Genomic DNA, 22,332 nt, shown 5'->3' on the forward strand with positions numbered 1-22,332 from the left:
CTTGGATAAGTTGTGTCGCTGGATCACGAAAGCTGCTTGTTTTCGAAAGTAACGCAAGCATGCCATTTGTCTGAAGAGATCACCCGAATTAATTGTTGAGCACTCTCATGCCACTTCAGCCAAGGCATGGAAGTCGATTCGATCACCCTGCCGCTTGCGTGGAGGCTGAGCCATTCGGCCAGGCGAGCCGCTAACATCTCGGGTGCCGTACCGTTGAAATAAAAAGCATGTTCTCCGGCGACTTCCTTGAAAACATCGAGATCGCGTGCAATGATCGGTAAGCCATGCTGCGCGGCTTCAATCAAAGGAAGACCAAATCCTTCTCCTTCCGACGCTGCCAGCAAGGCTGTTGCAGCTGCATAAATACGCAGCAGAAGAGCATCGTTTGCCCCTTCGATCCAGAATAGACGCCGTCCCTTTTCAGGATGGTTGCGCAAGCGTTCGACCAACGCTTCTACCATCCATCCCTGTTTTCCTACGATAACAAGATTAACGGCAGTGCCTTCCGCCCATAAGCGTTCGAAAGCGGCCAGCGCCTGTGCATGCGCTTTACGTGGTTCGATCGTGCCAACCATGAGGATGCTTGGTGCGCCGAGCATGGCGGACAACACCTCGTTTGGTTGATCGTCTCCATCGCGATTCGATGAAGTCGCCGGAATATCGGCACCAAGGTGGAAATAGCCGACTTTGAGCGGTGCTTGCCGTCGTGTCTCACGCTGTTCCAACCATGTGACAAGCTCATCGGCAACGGCGCGTGAAATGCAGATCACGCCGTCAGCGAGCGTCGTGACCGCATCCAGCCAGCGTCCGAAATTGACGTCGGCCTCCGGTACGAACACGTCGGGACGCAGGACCGGCAGCAGGTCGTAGACGACAAAGAAGACGTCGACTCCGCGGTTTCGGAAGTCCTGATATATCCCGGCATTCTGCGGCACGATGTGCGGCAGCAGGTCGAGTCCGAGATAGCGGTCGCCACAGGCGGTTTCGAGCAGGCTATCCTGCAGTGGCATATCGGGCATTCCCAATATGTCGCAAGCAAACCGGCGCGCGTACCAGTATTGCCCGCCCGATTCATATACGGGCTCGACCCGGTAACCCGGAGGCGGTTCGTTGAGCAGGGCTTCAAGGATGTTACGAACGACGCGCTGGATGCCCGATTTCGAATCGCGCTGGACCAGTTCCGATACGTCGACAAGCAACTGGCGCGGACCAAACGGTGGAGCCTGGTTCAAGGCGACGCTGCGGGCGACTGCCGCCCAATCGTCGATAGCCGGCGTGGCGCTGGCCTCCAGCCGTCCGATGCCGCCGAGTAGCCTGCGCCGGTTAGCAGAAGGGCTGCTCATGCAGAACTGTTCGATTGCATCACGGTATTTCCGCCCAACGCGGTGCGGGTGATGCTGGGTCGCAAGGTAGTTGCGCGCCTGTCCCGAGTAGTCCCGCGCATGCCCAGGCTCCTTGTAGAGCTTGGTAAGCGCATCGCTCAACATGGCCTGCGTGAATTCGTCGTCGATCTTCAACAATACCGTGTCCGGCAACTCGGCAGCCGAGCCATTGGCGTTGATGACGGTCGGTACGCCATAGGCCAGGCAGTCCATGATGGCGGCCGACGTTTCGCCCCGGGACTTGCCGCGCAACTGGACGGCGGAGTCGGTGGCCGACAAGTAATCCAGATAGAGTTCGCGTGATGCGAACCCGGTAATCCTGATTTGCTTCGCGTGGCCGCTTTTGGCAATCGCCTCCTTCAACGCCTGGCCATATGGACCGGGTTCGTTTTCGCCAACGAAGACAAGCTGGCAGCGAGGGTCCTTCGCCATTGGTGTCTGCAACCAGGCTTCCAGCAGTTTGTCGTTCAGTTTCGTCGGGCCGAGCAGGCCAAAGCTGCATGTCAGGAAGACTTCATCGTCCAGCCCCAGCCGCTTGCGGGCGCCTTGCCGGTCCGGCTGGCCAAGCGCGCGCGGGAAAGGCATGACTACCCAATCCTTGCCTGCCTCGGCGCCATACCAGGCTTGTGCGAGTTGCTGCGCATAGCGCGAGTGCACGATGACGCCTGCGGCATCGTTGAGTACCTGATAGTTGCACGGATAGCCCCAGATCGAGGCCAGCCGTCCTTCGCGCTGCTGCGCGATCAACGCAGCGTAGCCGTGGGAATCATAAAGGGCATGTACCAGTGCGTGCGGGGCCAGGCCGATATGGTCGATATGGTTGACGATCCCGCTAAGGAAAAAGTCATGCAGCACCACGACGCCAGGGAAACGTGCCAGCAGCCCGAACATATGCTCGTGGAACGAAGAGTTACCAAAGTGGTAAATGATTCGGTCGAAACTGTCACCGTGCTGTTCGAACCAATTGATGGAGCGGATGCGGCAATTGGCGAGGATCCAGGGGTCGGTAACTTGCGACTGTGCGATCACGTCGATGTCGTAATCGCCGATCAGTTCGGCAATGAGGTCGGCGCTGTAGTCGGCAATGCCGGACTTGTCGGGAGGAAGCGGCGAGAGAAATGCCAGGCGCGGACGTGCCGGCGTGCCCGCAAGGCGCACGCTCGGGATCATCGATGCATGTGCCGTGCGGCTGGCGTGCAATTGCTCGAAACCAGACAACGCACGCTCGGCACTGGCATCCCAGGAGAACTGACGCGCCTGCACCAGGCCGTGGGCGCGCAAGCTGGTGCGGAACCCTTCGTCCACGAGAACCTGTTCGATCTTCGCGCTCATGGCCGCCTTGTCGGTCGGATCGAAGAGGGCATCCGCACGGCCGATTACCTCGGGAATGCTGCTCGCATCCGAGCCGATTACCGGGGTTCCGCATGCCATCGCCTCGAGCGCCGGCAAACCGAACCCTTCGTGCAGAGATGGGAATACGAACGCTGTTGCCAAGTTGTAGAGCGATACCAGGTCATCATCTGGAACATAGCCGGTCAGCACCAGCGCGTCATGTCCCAGGCCGCAGCGTCCTGCGAGTGTCACGAGGCGCTCGCGGTCGGCATCGCCCACATTGCATACGATTGCCAACTGATGGTTCTTGCTGACCGTGCCCGGCAATCCTGCGAATGCCTCGATCAGCCCTTCGATATTCTTGCGGTAGTCGATACCGCCCGTGTACATCAGGAATGGCCGGGTCAGGCCGTAACGGTGGCGTAATGCATTGGCCGCATCGCTCGTCAGCATGCGCGGCCCGAAGGTCGAATCGATCGCGGACGAAATATTGACGACGCGTTCGGCTGGCAGATGCAGTTCGGAAATCGCTTCATCCCGGCTATAACCGGAAATCGCCAGCAGCAGGTCGGCACTCTTGAGCGACTGCAGTTTGCGATAGTACCAGTCGCGCATGCGCGGATTGGAAAGATAGGCTTCCTGGCGCACCAGTGGAATCAGGTCATACAGGGTAACGGCACTGGCGCCGGACCCCGCCGGGCCATGGGCGATCGAGCTGACAGCGTCGTCGCCCCAACCCTCGAACAGACTGGCAACGTGCACGATATCAGGTCGCAGGTCGGCCAGGTAATGTTCGCGCACGCGCTCGGCAGCGCGTGTGCGCCAGTCATTTGCCGGATCGGCGCCAGCGATATGCGCCGGAACGTCAAAGACAGTGATGTGCTCGTGCGGCACGAGGCCGTCGAAGGCATGCCGAATCGCGTCGATACTGTCCGGGAACCGGTTGTTGAGCACGATGCGCACATCGTGGTTGCGGCCGGGGCCGCCGGCGAGTTGCGCGATATGGATGGCAAGCGACATGGCGTAGCGGCCAATTCCGCGCGCGCGGTTACTGGCCTGGCAGGCCTGAAGGTCAAGTACGAGGCGCATCGATCAGATTTCTGTGTGGTCGTCGGAAAGGACACGGCGCTGCAACTGGGCAAAAACGTTCTGCGCAGAGCGTGACATGAGAGGGGCTGGAGCGATCGGCGGCTGTCCGGGAAGTTCGAGGTGCGCCGGTGCCGCCGCGACGGGAAGCAGAGCCGGGGCGGGCGGAAGCGCTGCGATTTCGCGGGAACGCTGGGCCAGCGAACGCAGCCGTTTGTCGAGCGCAGGGAAATGCGCTAGCGCGCGCACGGCAAATGCGCGTACGGCAGGGCGACGGACCAGGGTGCGCACAAGCGGCATCAGCAGGTTGCCGGCACGCGCCTTCTCGCGGGCTTCGACCATGCGGGCGACATCTGCCTTGCCCAGGGGACGGCGCAACAGGGTCATCGCCGCGCGTGCCGGACGCGTCATCCGCCACGACGAGCTGGCAAATACATCGCGCACCTGTTGTTCAGTGGCCAACAGGCGCACGGTCATTTCGTTCAGCTGCCATTGCAAATGCTGGGCATGGGTATCGGCAACGACGTGGGCCTGCGCGCTGTTGTCGGCATAGCGTTTCAGCTCGGCCAACTGCTGCTCGGTCCGAAGCAGTTGTTCCTTCGCCTCCTGTTCCCCTCGTTGCGCCTCCAGCAGAAGGCGATCGGCGCGCCGTTCTACCTGTTGCTGCACTTCCTGCACGCGCCGCTCCACTTGCTGCCGCGCCTCTTGCACCCGTTGTTCGGCTTGCTGTTCCGCCTGCCGCACCGACTCGACGATTTTCTGCTCGAACTCCTGCGCGAACTGGTTCGCCATGGCTTCGGCCTGGCGTGCCTGCTCCTCGATCAGTTGGCGTACCTCGTCGGCGCGGCGCTCTGCCAGGGCAGCGTTTTCCGCAGCCAGGTGCTCCGCTTCCAGGGCGCGCTGGTCCGCATGCAGGGCACGTGCGCCGGCTTCCTGCGCCTGGCTCAGGTAACTGGCGGCGCGCGCTTCCGCTTCGCGAAGGGCCTGCGCATGGGCCGAGGCTTCGAGCGCGCGTTCGCGCTGCTGGGCGCTGTAGAGTTCGGCCTGGACGAGTTTTGTGGCGGCCTGCGCCTCGCTGATCGTTTCCAGCGTGCGCTGGAACAAACCGCTGGCATTCATTTCGGCGGCGGCCACGCGGTCGGCCAGATGGGCCAGGGCAGTCTCGGTTTCACGGCGCTGGCCGTCGCGCTGGGACTGGTAGCGCTGCGCGAGGGTGTACAGGTCGAGCCCGTAGTCCGCAGCAAATGCGGTATCGAATGGCGCGGTGACCGTCAGTTCCGCTGCCTTTTGCGCCACCACGCTATAGTCGGGACTGACGCCGTTAAGTACGTTCATCAATTCAAGTGGCGCGGTACCGTGCAACTGCGGCGATTCCTGCAAGCGCACGACCCGATGACGCGCAAAGCCGCCGAATTCGACCACGAACTCGAGCAACTGCGGCGGTATCGGACGCAGGTGCGAAGGGTCCATGTAGAACCCCGAGGTCGCTACCACCAGGTTCTCGGGATTCGGCGTTTCCATGACCAGCAAGCCGCCGGGTTCCAGGACGCGCAATGCTTCGGCGATGAGTTCCTGGACCGCTTCGAAGGGAATATGCTCCACGAGGTGGAAGGCCGACACGAGGCTCAAGCTGGCATCGGGCTGGGCGCGCAGGCTGGCGAGCGCATCCTGGGTCGTCACGTTCAGGCCGCGTTCGCGGCAGGCTTCCAGCATGCCCTCGTCGAGGTCGACGCCACGGGCGACAAAGCCGGTTTCGCCAAGGAGTTCGAGCCATTCGCCGCGGCCGCAGCCGAGATCAAGCGCCGAAGGCGTGCGCGATGCCATCAGCGGTACGAGGAAGGGAAGGTAAGCAGTCAGGCGTGACTTGATCAGCTCGCGCGAACCGCGGTGACGGTCTTCAAATGCGCGATAAAATGCAGTGCTCATCGGTTGATCTCTACGGTTGGTTCAAGCCAGCTGGTGCCGACGAACACCTTCCGGTTCATGTTCATCACAATGAACAGGAAGGCCAGGTCGCGCCACTCGTAATTATGGGCAAGGTGGGTATCGCTGCTGGTCAGCGCGGTCGTGATGGAATAACTGCCCGGGCCCAGGTTGAGGGGGAAACGGAACAGATAATCGACCGTCTCGCCGGCGCGCAGGTTTTCCAGCGGTGCTTCCATGTGATGGGTATTGGTACCGAACATCTGCTGGCCGAGGCGGTCCTTGATCATGTAGCCGAGCACAAGGCGCGGTATGTCGGCATTCAGCTTGACCCGCACCCGAAGGGTCACGGGCACGCCGACATTCACCACTTCCAGAGGAGCACCGTGTTCGTCTTCGAGCGTGATGTCCGTGACGCTTGCTTCGCCGGTACCGGAAGTGGTCTGGACCCGCCCTTCGGCGGTGACCACCTGTTCGACGCTCGAGTTCTCGCGCTCGGCAATCATCGCGTTGTAATAGTCCATGACTTCTTCCGGCGAACCCTGCTTGGCAATGCCGCCGCGGTCGAGCAGGATAGCCCGGTCGCAGATCGACTGGATTGCGGCGCGGTCATGGCTGACGATGAGCAGGGTCGTGCCCAGCTTCTGGAATTCCCGGATACGGTCGAAGCTCTTGTGCTGAAAATAGGCATCGCCGACCGACAGCGCCTCGTCGACGATCAGGACGTCGGGGCGCTTCGCTGTGGCGACGCTGAAGGCCAGGCGCATCTGCATGCCGGAGGAATACACGCGTACCGGCTGGTCGATGTACTCGCCAATGTCCGCAAACGCTTCGATCTCCGGCATCAGGGCCGTGATCTCGTCGATTGCGAGGCCGATCAGCTGGCCTGCCATGTAGGCATTTTGCCGTCCGGTGAAATCCGGGTGGAAACCCATCCCCAGTTCAAGCAGCGCAGCGACGCGGCCGGTCATGGTCACACTGCCGGTCGTCGGTTGCGAAGTGCCGGTGATCATCTTCAGCAAGGTACTCTTGCCGGCACCATTCATGCCGATGATGCCCACCGCTTCACCCGGTGCAAGCTGGAAACTGATGTCCTGTAATACCCATTTAAGCCGATGGCGAATCGTGCCATCCGGAATGAGCCACTCGGCCAGCCGGCTCCAACGGTTTTCGTATTGCTTGTAGGCCTTGCCCAGTTTGTTAACGCGAATGCTACCCATCAGAGTTCGTCCACCATTTCACCCGCACGCTTGCGGAACAATTGCAGGCCTATCAAGCAGCAGGCCACGCCAAGTACGGTTGCCGGCATCAGCGCCGCCCAGTCCGGGGCCTGGGCGTGTACCAGGATGTTCTGGTACGCGCCGATCACGCCGGCCATCGGGTTCCAGGACAGCCAGTCGCGCACCCCGGGCGGCAGTGCGGCTACGGGATAGACGACCGGGGTGAACCAGAACCAGAACTGCAAAAGAATGGTGAAGAACTGGCCGACGTCACGGAAAAAGACATTGAGAACGCCAAGAATCATGCCGATTCCGATTGCCAGCACGATCTGCACCAGTAATACCGGAAAAATGGCGAAATATATCCAGCCAGGGAAATTCGATGAAAGCGCCAGGAACAGGCTGAACAAACCAAAGATGATGGCGAAATTAATGCCGGCATTGAGAACGACGATGACGGGCAGGCACAGCCGGGGAAACTGGAGCTTTTTTATCAAGCTTGCATTTTCGATAAATACCGTCTGGCTGCGTGTCGTGATCTCGGCAAACAGCCCCCAGGTGAGGACGCCTGCGCACAGGTAAATGCTGTAAGCAAAACTGCCGGCCGCTCCAGGCAGGCGCGTCCCCATCACCTGTGAAAAAATCATGGTGTAAACCAGGATCATCGATAGAGGACTGAGGATCGTCCAGGCAGCGCCCAGTAGCGAGTTACGGTACTTGATCTGGAATTCGCGCTTGATGCTACCTCCAATGAACCCGCGGTAGCGCCAGACGCTGGCGAACATGGGAAGTGTGATCATGTTTTTTTCGACTGATTGCAAGTGAACACCCCGCCATGAGGCGCGGCGGGGGAAAGACGGGAACAGGTCATAGGTGAAGTGAGTAGGTGGCTGCTTACTGTGCACGCCAATCTCCGGACGCGACGAGCGTCCCGGACGGTAGCAAAGCGCGTAAAGGATAGATGAATAAATAATTATATCATCGCAACATTCTGTTCAAAGCAACGGAGACGTGACGATCAAAGGGCCCCGGGTGGAGAGGGAGAACACGTTCGTCGCCGGCGCGCGTTGGCTGGACGAATGTCGTCTGATCGGTTGCCAATCCAACCGGACGAAAGAGCGCATCATTATATGCGGCTCTCAGCCATTACAGGCTGCGGGTTGTGCGAAGCGTGCAGGATTTTTGTTTGCTAGCAGCCGGGCAATTCTTTCGAATTGGCATTTCGACTGTATTCAGCAATAATAGCGCCTTCCTTTGTTGAGCATAGACATGAGCACGATTCACCACGACGCCATCGCTGTTGTCATCCCGAGTTACCGCGTTACCCGACATATCCTGGGTGTTATTGCTGGCATCGGTTCCGAGGTTTCGCGAATTTACGTCGTTGATGATAAGTGCCCGGATGGCTCGGGTGCCCTTGTACGCAACAGCTGTAGCGATCCGCGCGTGGTCGTGATCATGCATGAGGAGAACCAGGGGGTCGGTGGGGCGGTCATGACAGGCTATCGGGCCGCAATCGCCGATGGCATGAGCGTCATTGTCAAGGTGGACGGCGACGGACAAATGGATGCGCGGCTGATCCCGCTTTTTGCAGCGCCCATTTTGCGGGGCGAGGCCGACTACACCAAAGGCAACCGCTTCTTCGACCTCGAGCAGATCGGCGCGATGCCGCCGATGCGCCTGTTCGGCAATGCGGTGCTGTCGCTCATGACCAAGCTCTCTTCCGGCTATTGGGATCTGTTCGATCCGACCAACGGTTTCACCGCGATTCATGTCGACGCGGCGCGCCACCTGCCATTCAACAAGATCAGCCGCCGCTACTTCTTCGAGACCGACATGCTGTTCCGCCTGAATACCCTGCAGGCAGTGGTGGCCGATGTGCCGATGGACGCCAGTTATGGCGACGAGGTGAGCAACCTGAAGATATCGAAGATCGTCACCGAATTCCTGCTCAAGCACGTACGCAATTTCGGCAAGCGCATCTTCTACAACTACTATTTGCGTAACATGTCGCTGGCGTCGATCGAGTTGCCGTTGGGCCTGGTCTTGTTCTTCTCGGGACTGACCTACGGTGCGGTGCACTGGATCGAGTCCTCGCGCGCCGGTGTGGAAACGCCAGCGGGCACCGTCATGCTGGCGGCGTTGCCGATACTGATGGGCGTGCAACTGGTGCTGGCCTTCCTTTCGAACGATATTTCCTCGGTGCCGAAGCGGCCGCTACACAAGAAAACGCGCCCGTGGCGCCTGCCCATGGCCGACTGAAGCCGCCAGGCCAGGGACGCCTTGGGGCCGCCCTCAGGCCCGTGCTCCTGGCGCAACCTGGTCCGGCAACATGTCCAGCCATCGGCCGAGGCCGGACACGCCATCGGCCGTTTCCAGCCCGAAGCGGCAGCCCAGCACACCACGCGCCAGCCACTTTGGAGGCACGGCAAGCGCGCTGCCGTCGAACGCGGCGAGCACGTCGCCCGCCTTTGCATCCACCACTGTATCCTCGAACTGCAGGTCCGCACGCCCGATCAGGTCGAGCGTGAAGCGGCGCGCATAGCGGTAGCGCGTGCCGTCGTGGCGCACCGGTTCGATGCGCCAGCCGTCCGGCGCCTGCCCAAGCAGGGATGCAAGCAGCCTGGCCTGCGGCGTCCCGCCGTCCTGCTCCAGGGCGCCGATATCGAGAAGCAGCCGACGCGGGCCGCTGCGCGGGCGGTTGGCGGCGATCGCCGCCGCCGTCTGCAGCAGGTCGGCATTGGGGGCGTCGGTATCGAGCGCGGCAATCGCGGCCAGCAGGTCCTGCTCGGCCTGGCCCCGGCTGTCGCGCGCGAAATGTTCGATGGCGTCACGGTAGAGCGCTGCCGCGCGCGGCAGCGCATGGGTGGCCCCCATGTAGGCCGCCGCTTCGTTTCCGAGGGAGGCGCGCAGCGCCGCGTCGCCGCGCAGGCGTTCGAGCGCCGCACCCAGGGCGGCGCCGCTGAAGCTGTCCTCCAGGCGCAGGCAGACATGTTCGGGCAGCTCCGCCGCTGAGCCATGGGCGTTCACGACCGTCGGCAGGCCATGCGACAGGCAATCGAATACCGCGGCCGAGGTTTCGCCGCGCGAGTGTTGCCTCAGCTGGACCGCGACGTCGGCGGCCTTCAGGTAATTGCGGTACAGCGCGGTGCTGGCGTAGCCGGTGACGCGGATGCGCGGGTGCGCGGCGATGCGGTCGCGCAGGGCAATGCCGAAGCGTCCCGGGGCAATCTCGCCCACGAACACGAGATGGCAGTGCGGATCGTGCGCCAGCGCGCTGCCGATCCAGGCCTCGACCAGGCGGTCGTTGCACTTCGGCGCGGACAGGATGCCGAAAGAGCAGACCACGATGTCGCCGTCGGCAAAGCCGAGCTCGGTCCGGAGGGCGGCCCTGGCCGCCGCGTCCGGTTGCGGCGGTTCCAGGCAGGCCAGCGGCACCACGCGCCAGGCATCGGCGAAGCCGGCGCCATACCAGCGGTTCGCCAGCCCGGCCGCGTAGGCGGAATGCACGATCACGCCAAGGGCGCGGTCGAGCACGGCCTTGTTGCAGGGGTAGGTCATGACCGAGGCCGTGCGTCCCTCGGCCTTTTCCTCCAACAGCGGCCCGTAGCCATGGGCCTGGTACAGCGACAGGCAGTAATTGTTCGGCAGGCGGTGCTCGGCCTCGGCATGGCTGATCACGCCGCTCAGGAAGAAGTCGTGCAGCACGACCACACCGGGATGGCGCTCCAGCAGGTCGAACATGTGGGTATGGAAGGCCGAGTTGCCGAAGTGGTAAACGATCCTGTCGTAGACATGGGCGTTGGCGTCGAACCAGGCGATCGAGCGCCGCGCATAGCTCTCGGCCAGGACCGGGTCCTCGACCTCGTCCTGCGCGAGCACCAGGTCGATCTCGTAGTGCCGGGCCAGCGCGGGCAGGAGGTCGGCGCTATAGGCGGCGATCCCGGAACGTGCCGGCGGCAGTGGCGAGAGGTAGGCCAGGCGCGGCCTGCGCTCCGCGGCGGCGGAAACGGCGACAAGTTCGCGCGTGGTACGGCGGCGCGCGTGTGCGTCCTCGAACGCGTCGATGGCGCGCCGCGCGCTGGCATCCCAGGAAAAGCGCCGTGCCTGCGTCAGGCCATGGGCGCGCAGGTCGGCCTGGCGCGCCGGATCGGCGAGTACGCCAGCCATGGCGGCGCCGATCGCATCGATGTCGGCCGGGTCGAACATCGCATCGGCGCGGCCGATCACCTCCGGAATGCTGCTCGTGTTCGAGCCGATCACCGGCGCGCCGCAGGCCATGGCTTCCAGCGCCGGCAGGCCGAATCCCTCGTGCAGGGAAGGGAACACGAACAGCGCGGTGCAGTTGTACAGCGACACCAGGTCGTCGTCGGAAACGAAGCCGGTCAGCACCAGGTCGTCCTTCGCCAGTCCGAACCGGGCCGCGAGCCGCTCGAGGCGGAAGCGGTCGGGATCGCGGATGCTGCAGACTACGGCCAGCTGGTACTGGCGGCGCAGGCGCACCGGGAGCCTGGCGTACGCTTCGACGAGGCCTTCGATGTTCTTGCGATAGTCGATGCCGCCGGTGTACATGATGAATTCGCGCCGCAAGCCATGGCGCGCCAGCAGCGCGCTGCGCTCGTCCGGCTCCAGCGCGCGCGGACGGAAGATGCTGTCCACGGCCGACGAGATGTTGACCACGCGTTCGGGCGGCAGCTGGAGCAGCTCGATGCCCTCCTCGCGTGCCGAACCGGAAATGGCCAGCAGCAGTTCGGCGTTCTTCAGGCTTTCGAGCTTGCGGTAATACCAGGCCGCCATGTTCGGATCGGCAAGGTAGCGCTCCTTGCGCATCAGCGGGATCAGGTCGTACAGCGTAACGGCGGTGTCGAAGCGGCCTTCGCCGTGCAGCAGCGAGACCACCGAATTGTCGCCCAGGCCCTCGAACAGGCTGGCGACATGGACGACGTCCGGACGCAGGCTGGCCAGGTAGTGCTCGCGCACGCGCTCGGCGGCGCGCACGCGCCAGCCGTTGCGCGGATCGACTTCGCCTGCCGGCACCGGCGTGACGAAGGTGCCGATGTGCGACTGGGGCAGCAGGCCGTCGAAGGCCTGCCTGATCGCGGCCACGCTGTCCGGATAGTCTTCGTTCAGCACGATGCGCAGCTCATGTCCGCTGCTGTTGCGCGCCATGGCCAGTGCCAGCGCCATCGAATAACGGCCTATGCCGCGGTGCATGCTGGAAGCCTGGCATGCCTGCAGGTCGAGAATGATGCGCATCGGGGAATCTTATGGGGTACGGGTGCGGTCGATGGCGCGGCGCAGGTCCTGCAGGACCTGGCGCGCGTCGCCGGTAAGCTCGGCTTCGTCGGAAAGCAGGACCGGCAGGCTTTGCCAGTCGGCGCGGCGCGAATGCGCCACGGCCGCGCGCACGCGTCCGGCGAGCCGGGGAAAACGGTAGATCTGGCGCCGCAGGAAGTCGTCCAGTCGCGGACGCGCCACGATAAAGGCGACCGCGCGCAGCGCGGCCTTCTTGACGAGTCCGCGCACCAGGGAAGCGCCGCGCGCCATCCTCAGGCAGCCACGCTCTTGTCCGCGCAATGCGGGCACGACACGCCGTACACGTACTGCGGCGAGAGCTGCTCGCGCGGCGTGACCACGGCGCGGCAGGCGAAGCACTGGGTGGTGACGGTCGGTTCCAGCTTGGGGTTGAGCGCGGTACGGTAGTCGAACACGAAGCAGTCGCCGGTGTAGTGGGCGCCGCCGACGTCCTCGAAGTACTTGAGGATGCCGCCTTCCAGCTGGTAGACGTTATCGTAGCCGATGTTCTGCATGTGGATCGCCGCCTTTTCGCAGCGGATGCCGCCGGTGCAGAAGGTGACCACGGTCTTGCCGGCGAAATCGTCCTTGTGCGCGGCAATCACTTCGGGGAACTCGGTGAACTTGGCGATGCGGTAGTCGACCGTGTTCTCGAAGGTGCCGACGTCGACCTCGAAGTCGTTGCGGGTGTCGACCATCACCACCGGCTTGCCGTTGTCGTCATGCCCCTGGTCGAGCCAGCGCTTGAGCGTGGCCGCTTCCACCGAGGGCGCGCGCCCGAGTTCCGGCTTGATGAGCGGCATGCGCATGGTGATGATCTCCTTCTTGATCTTCACCAGCATGCGCTTGTGCGACTGTTCTTCCGAGTAGCTGTACTTGACTTCGATGTCGGCGAAGCGCGCATCCGAACGCAGCCAGGACAGGTAGTGGTCGATGTCGGCCGGCAGGCCGGACAGGAACATGTTGATGCCTTCCGGCGTCAGCAGGATGGTGCCGCGCAGGTTCAGTTGCTGGCACAGGGCCTGGAACTGCGGGCGCATGGCTTCAGTGTCGTCGAAGCTGATGAATTTGTAGGCGGCGATGTTGACGTAGCGCCCGGTCGCGGCGGAGGTGCCGGCTGGCGCCGTCTGGGTGGTGGTGGTCATGATGTCAAGGAGCAAAAAATCTGGTCAACCGTTATTATAGAGCGATGCCGAGCCTGCGCTGTTGTCCTTGCTGCGGCGATTGTGGCGCTTGTGGCTGCAAATGAACGGGTCAGCCATTTTTCCAGTCGATCATGTCCAATTTTAAAAATATACTGCTTCACCGCATTTACCCCATGCCCGAGACGCCTGCATGCGCGCCTGCCATCGTTTCACAAGGCAGGAGAGCATAGTGCGCCAGTTCCTGCCTTCTTCTCAATTCGTCATCTATGTCGCGGGAGGTTTGCTGTGCGCGGCGATCGACGTCGGCCTGATGCAAGGGCTGATCGTTTACGGCACCGGCCCCTTGCTGGCGGCCAGCGCCGGCTTCATCGTCAGTCTCATCGTGAATTACTGCTTTCACGCGCGCGTGACGTTCAAGAACGTCGCGTCCACGGCCAGCTTCTACCGCTACCTGTGCGTCGTCTTCCTGAATTACCTGATCACCCTGGCGATCGTTGCGGCTTCGACCGCCTGGCTGGACATGCCGATGGCAGGAAAGATCGTTTCCCTTCCGTTGATCGCCATTAACGGATTCATTCTTGGAAAACGCTGGATCTTCGCATGAGCGACGCTATTGACCTAGCAGGCGCTTGAGCTCGGCCGCCACCGCTTCGGTCTCGCACAGCAGCACGTCGGTGTGCGGCGCAAGTTGCCGTAGCTGCGGTTGCAACTCGCTGTCGGGAGGGAGTTCCCCGGGCGATGCCGCGCGCACCGGGAGCACGATCCTGGCCCCGCGGGTACGGAGGTCCGCCAGCGTGCCGTCTGCTGCGGCCTCGATGAGGGCAGGCGTGATCCCTGCAGCTGCATAGAAGACATCGCCGCGGGCGATGTCCACCATTGGCTCTTCCATCCGGTGCCCTTGCAGCTCCAGCAGCTGCGCGCCCATCTTGCGCGCATAGCGATAATGACGCGCACCCTGTTCCTGCGCCAGACAGACAGGTTCGACCCGGACATCGCTGTGCTCCTGCGCCAGCAATGCGCGCAGTTGCGAGCAGGCGTGGGCGTCCGGCAGGCCTTGCGCCTGCGTGCGGTCGCCGGGGTCGACCAGCAACTGGCGCCGCGGCGTCCTGGCCTGCGTGCCCGCCGGCGACCTGGCCAGCGCGCCAGCCAACGTTTCCAGGCTTGCGCTGTCGCTGCCACTGCCGCCGTGCGCCACCAGCGCTGCGCGTAGCGCAGCATCCTGCGCCAGCTCGTCGGCATACGCGCGGTCGAGCGTGGCGCGGTACTGGGCCGCGCACTGCGCCGGGCGGAAGCTGGCGTCGAGCAGGGCCACCGCGCGCCGGCCCATGGCGTGGCGGCGCGTGTCGTCCGTGCGCAGGGTTTCCAGCGCGGCGCCGAGTTCGGCCACCGTGAAGCCGTCCGGCAGCTGCCACAGGGCGTCGGGCGGGAATTCGGCCATCGAGCCGTTCGCGTTGACGATCGTCGCCAGGCCGTAGTTCAGGCAATCGAGCACCGCGCCCGAGCTCTCGCCGTGGGCATTGGCGCGCAGCTGCACGCCGGCGTCGGCCGCCTGCAGCCAGGTGCGGTACAGCGCGTCGTCGCACCAGCCTGCGATGCGGATGCCCGCTTCAGGCCCCGCGCCGCGCACGATCTCGTCGACGCGCACGCCGTAGGGGCTGTCGTGGTTGGCGCCGACCAGCACCAGGACGCAGCGCGGGTCGCGCGCCAGGCTGGACCCCAGCCAGGCCTCCAGCAGTTCGTGCACCAGCTTGTTCGGCGCCACGAAACCGAAGCTGCAGACCAGGAAGACGTCGCCGCCGATACCGAGGGCGGCGCGCGCGGCGGTGCGGTCGTGTACGGCGGGCGGCTTGCGCGGATGCGGGATGACGTCGATGTGCGAGACCGCCTGCGGCCCGTACCAGTCTTGCGCCAGCCGGCGCGCGTGCTGCGAATGGACGATCGTGCGCGTGGCGCCGTCCAGCACGCCCAGGCTGGCGGGCCAGGCCTTGTGCACCTGGACGCCGGCGGCTTCGTCGGCGGCGCAGCGGCGCATGCCGGCATAGCCGTGCGCGTGGAACAGGGCGTCCTGCCAGGCGTTCGGCATGGCGCCGCTCATCTGGGCATGGGCCAGCACGCCGCCCAGGAAGAAGTCGTGCAGCACCACCACGCCCGGATGGCGGGCCAGCAGGGCGAACATGTGGCTGTGGAAGGGGCTGTTGCCGAACTGGTAGAGCACCTGGTCGTACTGCGCGCCGTGTTCGGCGAACCAGGCGGCCTGGCGTACCGGCAGCCCGGCCAGCGCCGCCGGCAAACTGACTTCCGGCTGGTCGACCACCAGCTCGATGTCGAAGGCATCCATCAGCTCGGGCAGGAGTTCGACGGCATAGCTGGCGATACCCGTGCGCTGCGGCGGCATCGGGCAGACAAAGGCCAGTTTACGCCGCGCGCCGGGAGCGACCGGCGCATGCGGCGCCGCCCCTATCCGCTGCAGCCGACGGTAGATGCGCTGGCCACGCGGCGACAGCGAGGCCGGTGCGCCTTCGGACGTACCCGTTGCCGCGCCGTTCCCGCCGCCCTGCAGCAGCATGCGATAGGCGCGCGCGTACAGGCCGGGGAAGCGTTTCAGGATGCGCAGCACCAGCTGGCGCACGCGCGGGCGGCGCAGCACCGCGCGCGCGGCCAGCATCAGGGGCGCGGCGAGGTGCCCGCGCGCAGGCGTACCAGCGGCTGCAGCGACTGTTGCTGCGGTCTCGGCGGGCGGCAAGGCCTGGTCCGGCAGGACGGTGATTGTGGGGCCGTTGCCGGGTGCAGGTTCGGGCGGCGCGAGCAGTAGCGCGGCCAGGGCAGCACCTTCGCACTGAGGCCGCTTCATCGGAAAATAGCCGGCAGATGGTCGGCGGCTGGGTGGGGGCAGGAATACATGAGGCGCGAGCAGAAAGCCTGGGTAAGGTGAGCAGTATTATAAACGGGCGACTTTACTGACGAGCGGTAGAGGTATTGATTGTCGGAAAACTTTACATCGCGCAATTAGTTTTAGAGAGGAAATAAAATAAGTTGCTGTTTCAAATGGGAATTTTTATTTAGGCATGATTCGTGCTTATAGAGCAACGGTTACTTTTATTTCTTCCTTATTGTTTCTTCATACCATGAAAAAGTTCACGCTCCTCGCCGCTTCCTTCCTGATTGCTTCCAGCGCCAACGCCGGCATCGTCGTCGCCCATGACAACTTCGACGGCACCAGCGCCGGCTTCAGCGCAGGCTGGGCTACCGACATCACCAGCGCCAAGAACAAGCCTTCGCTTACCAACACGGATGGCAACAAGTCGCTGACCTTCGGCAGCAACAACGACCGTGCAGCCTACTGGAAGCTGGCCGAGACCCAGAGCGGCGGCATCATCGTCGACTTCAGCTTCTCGTACACCGGCACGCTGGGCAACAACGACTTCATGGGCCTGTGGCTGGGCGACAAGGACGGCCCGAGCATCGGCCTGAAGTCCAATTGCGGTAACGGCAGCTGCACCAACGACCTGTATGTGCGCACCGTCGGCACCGATGGCCCCTGGCTGCTGGGCAGCGACCTGGTCGCCGGCCAGAGCTACCACCTGCTGGGCTACCTGTCGAAGACCGACGACTCCGAGTTCTACAACAGCTTCGCTGCCTGGATGAACCCGACCGCCTATGAAATGACCTCGCTGACCGGCGCCGACAAGGTTGCCACCGGTGCCAGCAAGATCAAGTCGGTGTCGGAAATCGGCATCCGCACCGTCAACATCGACAACAAGGTGAAAGTCAGCATCGACAACCTGCGCGTGAGCGAAGTGCCGGAACCGGCATCGCTGTCGCTGTTCGGCCTGGCGCTGGCCGGCCTGGGCCTGGCCAGCCGCCGCAAGCGCGGCTGAGCGGCTACCGCTCCATTCGAAACCCGGCTGCGGCCGGGTTTTTCTTTTCGGGAATGCCTGTATATTGTTGTGAATCTGCAACTTCCCACTGCGGGGCGGCGGCCTCGGAGGCAGCGCCAAAACCGGACCCGGCCTCACCCCGGCAGCGCCTGCCGAGGTAAAATGACGGGATGACTTCCCCGACTTTCACCCATCTCCGCGTCCACTCCGAATACTCGATCGCCGACGGCCTGGTGCGCATCGACGACCTGGTTGGCGCAGCCGCCAAGGACCAGCAGCCGGCGCTGGCCGTCACCGACCTGGCCAACATGTTCTGCATGGTGCGCTTCTACAAGGCGGCGCGCGGCAAGGGGATCAAGCCGATCGTCGGGGTCGACGCCTGGATCACCAACGACGACAACCGCGACAAGCCGCACCGCCTGCTGATCCTGGCGAAGAACCGCAGCGGCTACCTGCAGCTGTGCGACCTGCTGTCGAAGGCCTGGCTCACCAACCAGTACAAGGGCCGCGCCGAGATCCGCGTCGAGTGGCTGGAAGCGCTGGCCACAAGCGTTTCCACGCTTGAGCCCGAGGTGAACCAGGCCAATGCCCTGATCGTGCTTTCGGGTGCCGGTTTCGGCGACGTCGGCCAGGCCATCGACAACGGCGACATCGCCCGTGCCGAAAAAGCCGCCGAGCGCTGGGCGCGCATCTTCCCCGGCCATTTCTACATCGAGATCCAGCGCGCCGGCCAGCCGAACCAGGAACAGCAGGTGCGCCATTCGGTGGCGCTGGCGTCGCGCCTGGGCCTGCCGGTGGTGGCGACCCACCCGGTGCAGTTCATCAGCAAGGACGAATTCATCGCCCACGAAGCGCGCACCTGCATCGCCGAAGGCGAGATGCTGGCCAACGCCAAGCGCGTGCGCCGCTTCAACGAGGAGATGTGCTTCAAGTCCCAGGCCGAGATGGCGGAGCTGTTCAAGGACTTGCCTGGCGCCCTGGCCAACTCGGTCGAAATCGCCAAGCGCTGCAACGTCACGCTCACGCTCGGCAAACCGCAGCTGCCGGACTTCCCGACGCCGGCCGGCATGACCATCGACGACTTCCTGGTCGCCGAAACCAAGAAGGGGTTGGAGGAGCGCCTGGTCCAGCTGTTCCCCGATCCGGCCAAGCGCGAGGCCGAGCGCCCGCGCTACGAGGCGCGCCTCGAGTTCGAGAACCAGACCATCATCAAGATGAAGTTCCCGGGCTACTTCCTGATCGTTGCGGAGTTCATCCAGTGGGGCAAGAACAACGGCGTGCCGATCGGCCCGGGCCGCGGTTCCGGTGCAGGCTCGCTGGTGGCGTACGCGCTGAAGATCACGGATCTGGACCCGCTGAAATACAACCTGCTGTTCGAGCGTTTCCTGAACCCGGAACGCGTCTCGATGCCCGACTTCGACATCGACTTTTGCCAGGAAAAGCGCGAACTGGTCATCCAGCACGTGAAGGATTTGTACGGCCGCGACGCGGTCTCGCAGATCGCCACCTTCGGCACCATGGCGGCCAAGGGCGCGATCCGCGACGTCGGCCGCGTGCTCGATTTCGGCTACAACTTCTGCGACGGCATCTCGAAGCTGATCCCGTTCAAGCCGGGCAAGCCGGTGTCGATTGCCGAGGCCATCGAGGAAGAACCGCTGCTGAAAGAACGCCTGGAGAATGAAGAGGAGGTCAAGCAGCTGCTGGATCTCGCCCAGCAGGTCGAGGGCATTACGCGCGGCATCGGCATGCACGCCGGCGGCGTGCTGATCGCGCCCGGCAAGCTCACCGACTTCTGCCCGCTCTACACCCAGGGCGGCGACGCCGGCGTCGTCTCCCAGTACGACAAGGACGACGTCGAGGCCGTCGGCCTGGTCAAGTTCGACTTCCTGGGCCTGACCACGCTGACCATCCTGGACCGCGCCGTGAACTACATCCGCGCGCTCGATCCGGCGGATGCGGATTTCAACCTGGAGACGCTGCCGCTGACCGACCGGCCCTCGTACAAGCTGCTGAGCGACGCGAAAACCGTCGCCATCTTCCAGCTGGAGTCGCGCGGCATGCAGGGCATGCTCAAGGATGCGCGTCCCGACCGCTTCGAGGACATCATTGCGCTGGTCGCCTTGTATCGCCCTGGCCCGATGGACCTGATTCCCGACTTCTGCAAGCGCAAGCACGGCGAGAAGTTCGACTATCCCGATCCGCGTACCGAATCCATTTTGTCCGAGACCTACGGCATCATGGTCTACCAGGAGCAGGTCATGCAGATGGCGCAGATCGTCGGCGGTTACTCGCTGGGCGGCGCCGACATGCTGCGCCGCGCGATGGGTAAGAAGAAGGCCGAAGAGATGGCCGAGCACCGCGAGATCTTCCGCGCCGGCGCCGCGAAAGACGGCCTGTCGACCGAAAAGGCCGACGAGATCTTCGACTTGATGGAAAAGTTCGCAGGCTACGGCTTTAATAAATCGCACGCCGCCGCCTACGCGCTGCTGTCCTACCACACGGCTTACCTGAAGGTGCACCACACGGCCGCCTTCATGGCAGCCAACATGTCGCTGGCGATGGAAGACACCGACAAGATCAAGATCCTGGTCGAGGATGCGATCGATGTCTGCAAACTGACCATCCTTCCGCCGGACGTCAACGAATCGCAGTTCCGCTTCACGCCGGAAGGCGCGCCGCGTTCCGTGACCGGCAAGCAGGTCTCGAACATCCGCTACGGCCTGGGCGGCGTGAAGGGTGCGGGGCAGGGCGCGATCGAGGCGATCATCGCCGCGCGCCAGGAGGGCGGCAAGTTCAAGGACCTGTTCGACTTCTGCAAGCGCGTCGACCGCAAGCAGATCAACCGCCGCACCATCGAGTCGCTGATCCGCGCCGGCGCCATGGACGCCTTCGGCGTCGACCGCGCGATCCTGCTGGCTTCCGTCGCATTCGCGATGGAAGCGGCGGGCCAGGCCGCTGCCGCCGCGAACCAGGTGAGCCTGTTCGGCGGCGACGATTCCGACCTGGTGGCCCCGCCCGACTATGTGAAAGCCACGCCCTGGACCGACCGCCAGAAGCTGGCCGAAGAGAAGATCGCGCTCGGCTACTACCTGTCGGGCCACATGTTCGACTCGTATTCGCAGGAAGTGCGGCGCTTCGCCAAGACGAAACTGAAAGACCTGGAACCGTCGCGCGAGCCGCGCATGATGTGCGGCGTGATCACCGGCGTGCGCACCCAGATGACCCAGCGCGGCAAGATCCTGATCGTGGCGCTGGACGACAAGACCGGCGTGGTCGAGGTCACGGTCTACAACGAGGTGTTCGAGCAGAACCGCAACGCCTTCAAGGAAGACGAATTCCTGCTGGTGGTCGGCAAGGTGTCGGAAGACCGCTTCAACGGCGGCCTGCGCATCACGGCCGAAAAGGTGTTCGACATTGCCGCCGCCCGCATCCACTACGGCCACAAGCTGGAAATGGACATCGAGTGCGGCATCAGCACGGCCAAGATGGCCGAGGTGCTGTCGCCGTATCGCCACCCGGATGGGCTGCCGGTCAGTTTGCGCGTCAAGCCGCAAGGCGTGGAGTGCATTTTGCAGCTGGGCGACGAATGGCGCGTGGCGCCGTCGGATGCGCTCAAGCATGCGCTCGAGCTGAACCTGGGGGCGAAGGACGTGGCGGTCGAGTATTGATTGCGGCGCGGCGCGGTGCCGGTTGGCGCCGCGCCTATTCGTCCGCCGCTTGAACGCGTGGACGGCGCATACGCTGCACGCATGCAAACAATCGGGTGTAGCCGTCCACCCTACGACGCGCTACAGAGGTCGTGGCGGCGCGTTTGTTCATCCGTGCCCACGCGTGACCCATGCGCAGTTGCGGCGGTAGGGTGGACGGCTCTACCCGGCAATGCATTCAGCCTGCGGCCATGATGCCGTCCACGCGTTCAACGCACGCATGCGCAGCCGCGCCACACCGCGACGCCGCTTATGCCACCGCCTTGCGCTGCAAGACCTTGATCTTCCGCGCCAGGAATTTACCCAGCACGAAACCCAGGTTCCCCGCCAGCAGCTTGCGCACCTGCGAAGCGGCACGGCGGTCGGCGCGGCGGTCGTGGCTGTCCAGCACCGTGCCTTCCATCGCCGCCAGCACCGTTTCCAGCGGGTTGAACAGGTTCTGCGCCAGCAGCGCCTGCACGTCCGCACGCGCCGCCTTGCCCTCGCGCCAGCCCATCTCGTAGGTGCGCTTCAGGATCACGTTATAGAAGTGGATGGTCGCCGCGTCGATGTGCAGGCGCAGCGACTCGCTCACCGGCAGGGTCTCGAAATGCTGGCGGATGTGCAGCACGGCCTTGGCGAAGTCGGTGCACCACTTGTGCGACAGGCCGCGCTTCATGCTGCCCGGATGCTGGCGGTAGTCGAAGCAGGGCTGGGCCAGGCGCACCAGGCTGGCGCAGTCGGCGATCAATTGCGGCGTGGTGGTGATGTCCTCGAAGGTGCGGCCGGGCGGGTACAGGGGATCGGGCTGGCGCGCGTAGATCTCGCGCCGCATCACGTTGGCCCAGGCATAGCACTGGCGGTCCATGAAGAAGGTGCGCAGGATCGCTTCGCGGTCGGTCACCAGGGCGCCGGCCGGGTAGCCGCGCTCGATCAGGCGCGTGCGGCGCATGTTGTGCGGGTGCCAGTCGTTGAAGTCCACCGCGATCACGTCCGGGCGGTGCCGGGCGATGATGCCGTCCAGCGCGGCGATGGTGCCGGGCAGGACCAGGTCGTCGGCGTCGAGGAAGAGGATGTATTCGCCGGTGGCGGCGTCGAGCAGGCGGTTGCGGGTGGTGGCCAGGCCGGCATTCGCCTGGCGGATCAGGCGGATCGCCAGGGCGGGGTAGCCCTGCTGCAGGCTTTCGACCACCTGGGGCGTGGCGTCGCGCGAGCCGTCGTCGATGACGATCAGCGCATGTTCGGGCCCCATCTGGTCGAGGACCGAGCGCAGCGTCGCCTCCAGGTGCTGCTCTGCGTTGTAGGCGGGGACGAGGATGGAAAGCCTGGGTGCGGTGTGCATCGATCTCTTTCTGCGCCGATCCGGCCCGGGGCGTACGGCTGTG

Annotated in this window: 13 protein-coding genes; 4 read left to right on the plus strand and 9 right to left on the minus strand. The window is 63.9% G+C overall.

Annotated elements, in window-relative coordinates:
- Positions 1-23: 23 nt before the first annotated feature.
- The 4 genes from ACWYRN_RS12810 to ACWYRN_RS12825 form a co-directional block, all read right to left on the minus strand.
- Positions 24-3,803 (minus strand): glycosyltransferase, encoded by a 3,780-nt coding sequence (locus tag ACWYRN_RS12810; RefSeq protein ID WP_488692756.1) that lies wholly within the window; start codon positions 3,801-3,803, stop codon positions 24-26.
- A gap of 3 nt (positions 3,804-3,806) precedes the next feature.
- The gene (locus tag ACWYRN_RS12815) at positions 3,807-5,624 is read right to left on the minus strand and encodes a class I SAM-dependent methyltransferase (protein WP_488687808.1); all 1,818 of its coding nucleotides are present in this window, start codon (positions 5,622-5,624) and stop codon (positions 3,807-3,809) included.
- A gap of 98 nt (positions 5,625-5,722) precedes the next feature.
- On the minus strand, positions 5,723-6,943 hold the full coding sequence (locus ACWYRN_RS12820; protein WP_488687809.1) for an ABC transporter ATP-binding protein: 1,221 nt from the start codon (positions 6,941-6,943) through the stop codon (positions 5,723-5,725).
- Positions 6,943-7,743: an ABC transporter permease gene (locus ACWYRN_RS12825; protein WP_488687811.1), complete on the minus strand. Its 801-nt coding sequence runs from the start codon at positions 7,741-7,743 to the stop codon at positions 6,943-6,945. The genes ACWYRN_RS12820 and ACWYRN_RS12825 overlap by 1 nt, the downstream gene beginning before the upstream one ends.
- 469 nt (positions 7,744-8,212) lie before the next feature.
- On the opposite strand from ACWYRN_RS12825, the gene ACWYRN_RS12830 reads away from it, so the two are divergent.
- A complete protein-coding gene (locus ACWYRN_RS12830) occupies positions 8,213-9,205 on the plus strand; it encodes a glycosyltransferase family 2 protein (protein WP_488687813.1) in 993 nt (330 codons plus the stop codon).
- Between the two features lie 33 nt (positions 9,206-9,238).
- Here ACWYRN_RS12830 and ACWYRN_RS12835 read toward each other — a convergent pair whose 3' ends face one another.
- The 3 genes from ACWYRN_RS12835 to ACWYRN_RS12845 are packed head-to-tail and all read right to left on the minus strand — an operon-like array spanning position 9,239 to position 13,383.
- Positions 9,239-12,199 (minus strand): glycosyltransferase, encoded by a 2,961-nt coding sequence (locus ACWYRN_RS12835; RefSeq protein WP_488687815.1) that lies wholly within the window; start codon positions 12,197-12,199, stop codon positions 9,239-9,241.
- A 9-nt stretch (positions 12,200-12,208) separates the two neighbouring features.
- Positions 12,209-12,469: a hypothetical protein gene (locus tag ACWYRN_RS12840; RefSeq protein ID WP_488687816.1), complete on the minus strand. Its 261-nt coding sequence runs from the start codon at positions 12,467-12,469 to the stop codon at positions 12,209-12,211.
- A gap of 23 nt (positions 12,470-12,492) precedes the next feature.
- Positions 12,493-13,383 (minus strand): sulfurtransferase, encoded by an 891-nt coding sequence (locus tag ACWYRN_RS12845; protein ID WP_488687818.1) that lies wholly within the window; start codon positions 13,381-13,383, stop codon positions 12,493-12,495.
- 229 nt (positions 13,384-13,612) lie between these two features.
- Here ACWYRN_RS12845 and ACWYRN_RS12850 point away from each other — a divergent pair, with 229 nt between their 5' ends.
- Positions 13,613-13,987, plus strand: coding sequence for a GtrA family protein (locus tag ACWYRN_RS12850; RefSeq protein ID WP_488687819.1), 375 nt, complete (start codon positions 13,613-13,615; stop codon positions 13,985-13,987).
- Positions 13,988-13,993: 6 nt separating this feature from the next.
- Here the strand turns inward: ACWYRN_RS12850 and ACWYRN_RS12855 are convergent, their stop codons facing one another.
- The gene (locus ACWYRN_RS12855) at positions 13,994-16,234 is read right to left on the minus strand and encodes a glycosyltransferase family 4 protein (protein ID WP_488687820.1); all 2,241 of its coding nucleotides are present in this window, start codon (positions 16,232-16,234) and stop codon (positions 13,994-13,996) included.
- Between the two features lie 274 nt (positions 16,235-16,508).
- Between ACWYRN_RS12855 and ACWYRN_RS12860 the strand changes: the two genes are divergently transcribed.
- Positions 16,509-17,261, plus strand: coding sequence for a PEP-CTERM sorting domain-containing protein (locus ACWYRN_RS12860; RefSeq protein WP_488687822.1), 753 nt, complete (start codon positions 16,509-16,511; stop codon positions 17,259-17,261).
- A gap of 170 nt (positions 17,262-17,431) precedes the next feature.
- Positions 17,432-20,929 carry a DNA polymerase III subunit alpha gene (gene dnaE, locus ACWYRN_RS12865; RefSeq protein ID WP_488687824.1) on the plus strand — a complete coding sequence of 1,166 codons (3,498 nt, stop codon included), beginning with the start codon at positions 17,432-17,434 and terminating at the stop codon, positions 20,927-20,929.
- A 289-nt stretch (positions 20,930-21,218) separates the two neighbouring features.
- Here dnaE and ACWYRN_RS12870 read toward each other — a convergent pair whose 3' ends face one another.
- A complete protein-coding gene (locus ACWYRN_RS12870; RefSeq protein WP_488687825.1) occupies positions 21,219-22,289 on the minus strand; it encodes a glycosyltransferase family 2 protein in 1,071 nt (356 codons plus the stop codon).
- Positions 22,290-22,332: the final 43 nt, after the last annotated feature.

The organism is Massilia sp. BAP21 (assembly GCF_057801335.1).